The organism is Eudoraea sp., assembly GCF_049665975.1.
Taxonomy (GTDB): Bacteria; Bacteroidota; Bacteroidia; order Flavobacteriales; family Flavobacteriaceae; genus Eudoraea.
Map to the genome: position 1 here is coordinate 1 of NZ_JBATGR010000267.1, position 5,220 is coordinate 5,220.

5 protein-coding genes are annotated in these 5,220 nt (G+C 37.7%); 4 read left to right on the forward strand and 1 reads right to left on the reverse strand.

Annotation, left to right across the window (positions count from 1 at the left end):
• From WBN20_RS09575 to WBN20_RS09590, 4 genes are all read left to right on the forward strand, one after another.
• A partial coding sequence (locus WBN20_RS09575) for a sugar phosphate isomerase/epimerase family protein (RefSeq protein WP_424281514.1) occupies nucleotides 1–877 on the forward strand: 877 nt, incomplete at its 5' end.
• Nucleotides 878–893: 16 nt separating this feature from the next.
• Nucleotides 894–1,337 (forward strand): DinB family protein, encoded by a 444-nt coding sequence (locus WBN20_RS09580; RefSeq protein WP_424272912.1) that lies wholly within the window; start codon nucleotides 894–896, stop codon nucleotides 1,335–1,337.
• An 11-nt stretch (nucleotides 1,338–1,348) separates the two neighbouring features.
• A complete protein-coding gene (locus WBN20_RS09585) occupies nucleotides 1,349–2,578 on the forward strand; it encodes a nucleoside permease (RefSeq protein ID WP_424281515.1) in 1,230 nt (409 codons plus the stop codon).
• Between the two features lie 127 nt (nucleotides 2,579–2,705).
• Entirely contained in the window at nucleotides 2,706–3,848 is a 1,143-nt protein-coding gene (locus WBN20_RS09590) for a Gfo/Idh/MocA family protein (RefSeq protein ID WP_424275070.1), read from the forward strand.
• Nucleotides 3,849–3,910: 62 nt separating this feature from the next.
• Here WBN20_RS09590 and WBN20_RS09595 read toward each other — a convergent pair.
• Nucleotides 3,911–5,220: beta-galactosidase small subunit family protein (locus tag WBN20_RS09595; protein WP_424281516.1), on the reverse strand; the 1,310-nt coding region annotated here is incomplete at its 5' end.

Below are 5,220 nucleotides of genomic sequence, written 5' to 3' on the forward strand. Positions count from 1 at the left end.
CATAACCACAGCCCCTTTTTTTAAACTATCCCTGGCACAATGGTCTATTCATAATATGATTAATAATGATGGTGTTGATCCTTATATTTTTGCTGAAAAAGCTAAAAATTGGGGATTTGAAGGACTGGAGTATGTAAGCCAGCTATATAACAAAGAGTTAGAGCCCGCTAATTTTTCAAAGGAAGCCATGCAATCTTTTGTGGATAAATCCAACGCGGAGGCTGATAAACACGGTTTAAAGAATGTCTTGATAATGATCGATGGGCAAGGAGACCTTGCAACCTCTGATCCTGGAGAACGTAATAAAGCTGTTGAAAACCATTATAAATGGGTTGATGCCGCCGCCGCTATGGGTTGCCACTCAATTAGAGTAAATCTTGCGGGGAGTTCTGATCCAATTGAATGGAAAGACAATTCAATTGACGGTCTTACACAGCTTTCGACATATGCAAAGACTAAAAATATAAATATACTTGTGGAAAATCACGGAGGACTTTCATCAAATGCTGCTATGCTCTCTGAAGTGATGACCCAGGTTAATATGTCAAATTGTGGTACTTTACCTGATTTTGGTAATTTCTGTATAAAAAGAAAAGATCCAAAAGATTACACTGCCGGTTGTGCAGAGAACTACGATATTTATAAGGGTGTTAAGGAACTAATGGTTCATGCCAAAGCCGTAAGTGCTAAATCACACGATTTTGACGCAAATGGAAATGAGACTAAAATAGACTATGTACATATGCTACAAATTGTTAAGGATGCCGGTTATACGGGTTATATAGGCGTTGAGTATGAGGGAAAAGAATTAACCGAAGAACAGGGGATTATCGCAACAAGAGACTTATTGATAAAAGCATCTAAAGAAGTTACCTAACAACCCATCATGCACTATGAAAGTTTTTTTTAATCAACTTTTTGATTACAATTTTTATTGCAATAAAAAGCTTGTCGAGGAGTGCATTAAGCTCGATAAGGTTCCGGAAAAAAGTATAATGTTATTCAGTCATATCCTTAATGCCCACAATATATGGAATGCACGAATTCTTGGGAAACCTGCTGATTATAAAGTTTGGCAGATTCACCCTATTAAAAATTGGGGGGATATTCATTATGAAAACCAACGAAGTTCTTTTGAAATAACAACGAATGCTACAGATTTTGAAATAAGGATAGACTTTGATAATGAAGAAGGCAGGCTTTTCACAAGTACTTTACAGGATATATTATTTCATATTATAAACCATTCTACACATCACAGGTCCCAAATTGCAATGAATTTTAGGGATAATGAACTGGAACCTCTCTCATTAGACTATATTTTTTATAAACGCTAGCAGAAAATTTCATGAATAAAAAGATTCAGGTTCAACTTTCAGTAATGATGTTCTTGGAGTTTTTTATTTGGGGTAGTTGGTATGTTACTATGGGGATTTATTTACCTAATAGCCTGGAGGCAAGTGACCCTGAGATCGCCATGGCCTATTCTACACAATCTTGGGGGGCAATCATTGCTCCCTTTATTATCGGTCTCATTGCAGACCGCTATTTTAATGCCGAAAGAATTTTGGGAGTACTACATCTTATTGGGGCAATTTTAATGGTACAGTTGGCTTATGCAACAAGTTTTGATGGATTTTACCCTTATATTTTAGGTTACATGATATTGTATATGCCAACCTTAGCACTGGTAAATTCGGTTTCCTTTAATCAGATGGATAACCCTGCAAAACAGTTCTCCTTTGTTCGCGTTTTCGGAACTGCGGGTTGGATCGTGGCTGGTTTAGCTATCAGCTATTTCTTTCATTGGGACTCTATGGAGGGTTTAACCAAAGGCTATCTTAGAAATACATTCTTAATGACGGCAGTAGCATCAGGCATTTTGGGGATATTTAGTTTTACCCTGCCAAAAACACCACCTTCAATAACAGGGAATAGAAAAATCAGGATAGCGGATATAATTGGCTTGGAAGCTTTAAAACTTTTGAAGGACAGAAATTTTTTAGTGTTTTTTCTTGCTTCAGTATTTATTTGTATCCCTTTGGCCTTTTACTATCAGCACGCAGGACAATTCCTGGGTGAAATAGGAGTCTCAAACCCGGCGGGTAAAATGACCATAGGTCAAATATCAGAGATTATGTTTATGCTTCTTTTGCCATACTTTTTTAAGAGGTTTGGCTTCAAAAATACAATGATAGTTGCCATGTTGGCCTGGACGGTGCGTTATCTCTGTTTTGCTTATGGAAGCGCCGGGGAATTTTCATTCCTCCTCCTTTTGGGGATTGCTTTACATGGGATTTGTTATGATTTCTTTTTTGTATCCGGGCAAATATATACTGATAGCAAAGCGGGGCCAAAATATAAAAGTGCTGCCCAGGGATTGATTACCCTGGCTACATATGGCGTTGGTATGTTAATGGGGTTTTGGATAGCCGGAAGAATAACAGATTATTTTACTCTGGAAGATGTTTCACATAATTGGGAAATGATCTGGATGTTTCCTGCAGCATTTGCACTTGGGGTTTCTGTATTGTTTGCGTTCTTGTTTAAAAACGAAACAATTGCCTATAAATCTTAGATATTTTATATAAATTGAACCGGTTATAAAGGTTTATTCAAAAGATTAGGAAGAAAGAGAAAAGGCATATTTTGAAAAGATTTTGAAGTAAAGATGAATATTAGAATAATAAAAATGATATAATAAAATGGCAAAAAAAATTAGATTAGGAGTAATAGGCGGAGGAGGGGATTCTCTCATTGGGGTATTGCACAGAGTAGCTTCGCATATAAACGATAATTACCAAATAGTGGGTGGAGTTTTCAATCCCGATTTTGATTTGAACATGGAATTTGCAAAGGAAATTGATGTTCCAACAAATAGGATCTACAAGGATTTTGACACCCTTATTGAGGAGGAATTGAAGTTGCCTAAAGAAGAAAGAATTCAGGTTTGTTCTGTTCTTACGCCAAATTTTCTGCATTTCCCAATGGCTAAGAAACTCTTGGACAATGGTTTTAACGTTATCTGCGAGAAACCAATGACGACTACTTTGGAAGAAGCAAAAATTTTGCAGGCGGCTCATAAAAAGGCAGGGACGGTTTTTGCCGTAACACATACATATACGGGCTACCCTATGGTGCGTCAAATGCGGGAGATGATCAAGGAAGGGGCTTTAGGCAAGATTCATAAAGTAGATGCCAGATATTACCAGGGATGGATTAATACAATAATTCACGATAAAGCAAAACGTTCCTCTGTCTGGAGGCTCGATCCAAAAAAGGCAGGAATAAGTTCATGTATGGGAGACATAGGGGTGCATGCTTTTAATCTTATTGAGTATACTACAGGTTTAAGAGTAAACTCCCTGTTGTGCGATTTTAATTACCTCTATGATGATAATCAAATGGATGTAGACGGTACGGTATTATTACGCATGGGGAAACATATTAAAGGCGTCATAAGGGGCAGTCAGGTGGCCACAGGTGAAGAGAACGGATTGGCCATTAGAATTTATGGTGAGAAAGCCGCTTTTGTATGGGAACAGGAAAGGCCGAATTTTCTCTATATGTTGAGTGATACTGAACCAACTAAAATATATAAACCGGGTCATGGCTATAATTCTAAGCTATCTCTTGATGGAACTAAATTACCGCCAGGACATCCCGAAGGGATTTTCGACTCCATGGCTAATATTTATTTAGGAGCGGCAAGGGCAATTAGGGGTGAAAAGTATAATGACGGCGAATTTCCAACCATGTTAGATGGTGTTCGCGGGCTTAATTTTATAGAAGCTACCGTGGAATCAAATAAAAATGGAAATACTTGGGTGGAGATGGAAAAATCATAACTACACTATAAAATATAAAGAGTCGCTAAAAGCGGCTCTTTATATTAATATATCTTTTTCTTTTATTGTATTGGCCTTATCATATAACTGAATGATAGATTGGCAGCAGGTATTTGATATTCTTTATGTGGCATGAGACCCCAACTATTATCTCCCCCAACACCCATTTGGCTTTGGTCTATATTGATGTTAATCAGATCTCGTTTTGGAATATCAAATGTGTGGCGTTGCTGTTTCTCTTCTCCTTCATCAAAATCTGAATTGTATTGGTGATGCGCGCTAAACCCAAAAGTAGTAGGGGCGGTAATTAAAATTCCTTTTCCATTGGCATTGGTAAAAGAAAGTGTGCGCACATCCGTGCGGTTACCATTTTCCTGTGGACGAATGTATTCAAAATATAAATCTTCAACTTTTGCCTTGTACAAGCCCACTAAGGCCGAAGTTTTACGGTCCTGGTAGTTTTCATGGGCTCCCCTGCCATACCATGTGACATTTTCGTAGGCGTTATCGATAACGAAATTATTTCCAAATCGCGGCAAAATGGGAAGAGTTTCATCAATACTCTTTAGCTGAGTACTCACCAATATTTCCCCTTTATTGTTGATGCTATATGCTAAAGCTACATGCCCTTCAACAGCTGGCAATGCATAAGTTGTAGTCAACTGTAAATTATTTTTGACCTTAAAAGGATTGTTGGTCAATTGTACCACATCCATTATTTTTTCCCCTTCATTGGAGTTCAACTCTACAGCAATTAGGTTTTGATTATCGGTAGCCTCCTTCCACTTTTTTAGTTTCAAGGGCATCTTGTAGCCAAAATCATTGTCGGTCGGTGCACGCCAGAAATTTACGCGCTGTCCTTTTTTAATAATGTTCCCTTGACCGTAATCCAAAGTAACAAGTGTACCATCACCGCTGTTGAACCCAATTTCAAATCCGTCTCCAAGGATTTTGATAGTGTTATTCTCTTTTCTTACCCATAATCCTTCAATATTATTTTCAAAAAAAGCGGGTGTGTAATCGGTTAGTTGAAATTGTTCATAGGCTATTAAAAAATGCTCTGGGATTAAAGCCGAAGCTGTTTTGGCGGTTGCAAAAATGTTTAAAAAATATTCTGCGTTTGTGTTTGGAAGTTCAGGAAGTTCTAGCTGTATTTCTTTTGATGCATAGGGAACTAAATCTACCTCAGGTAGGTTCCCCTTAGCGATCTGAATTCCATTTTCCATCAACCTCCAGGAAAAATCGAATTCCGAGAGATTTGTAAAATCATATTTATTGGTCAGGGTAACTTTCCCCGATTTTGGATTTTCAGAGTCAAATTTCACATATTGGTATACTTTTTTCACCTCATATAAGGAAGGATGTGCAGACC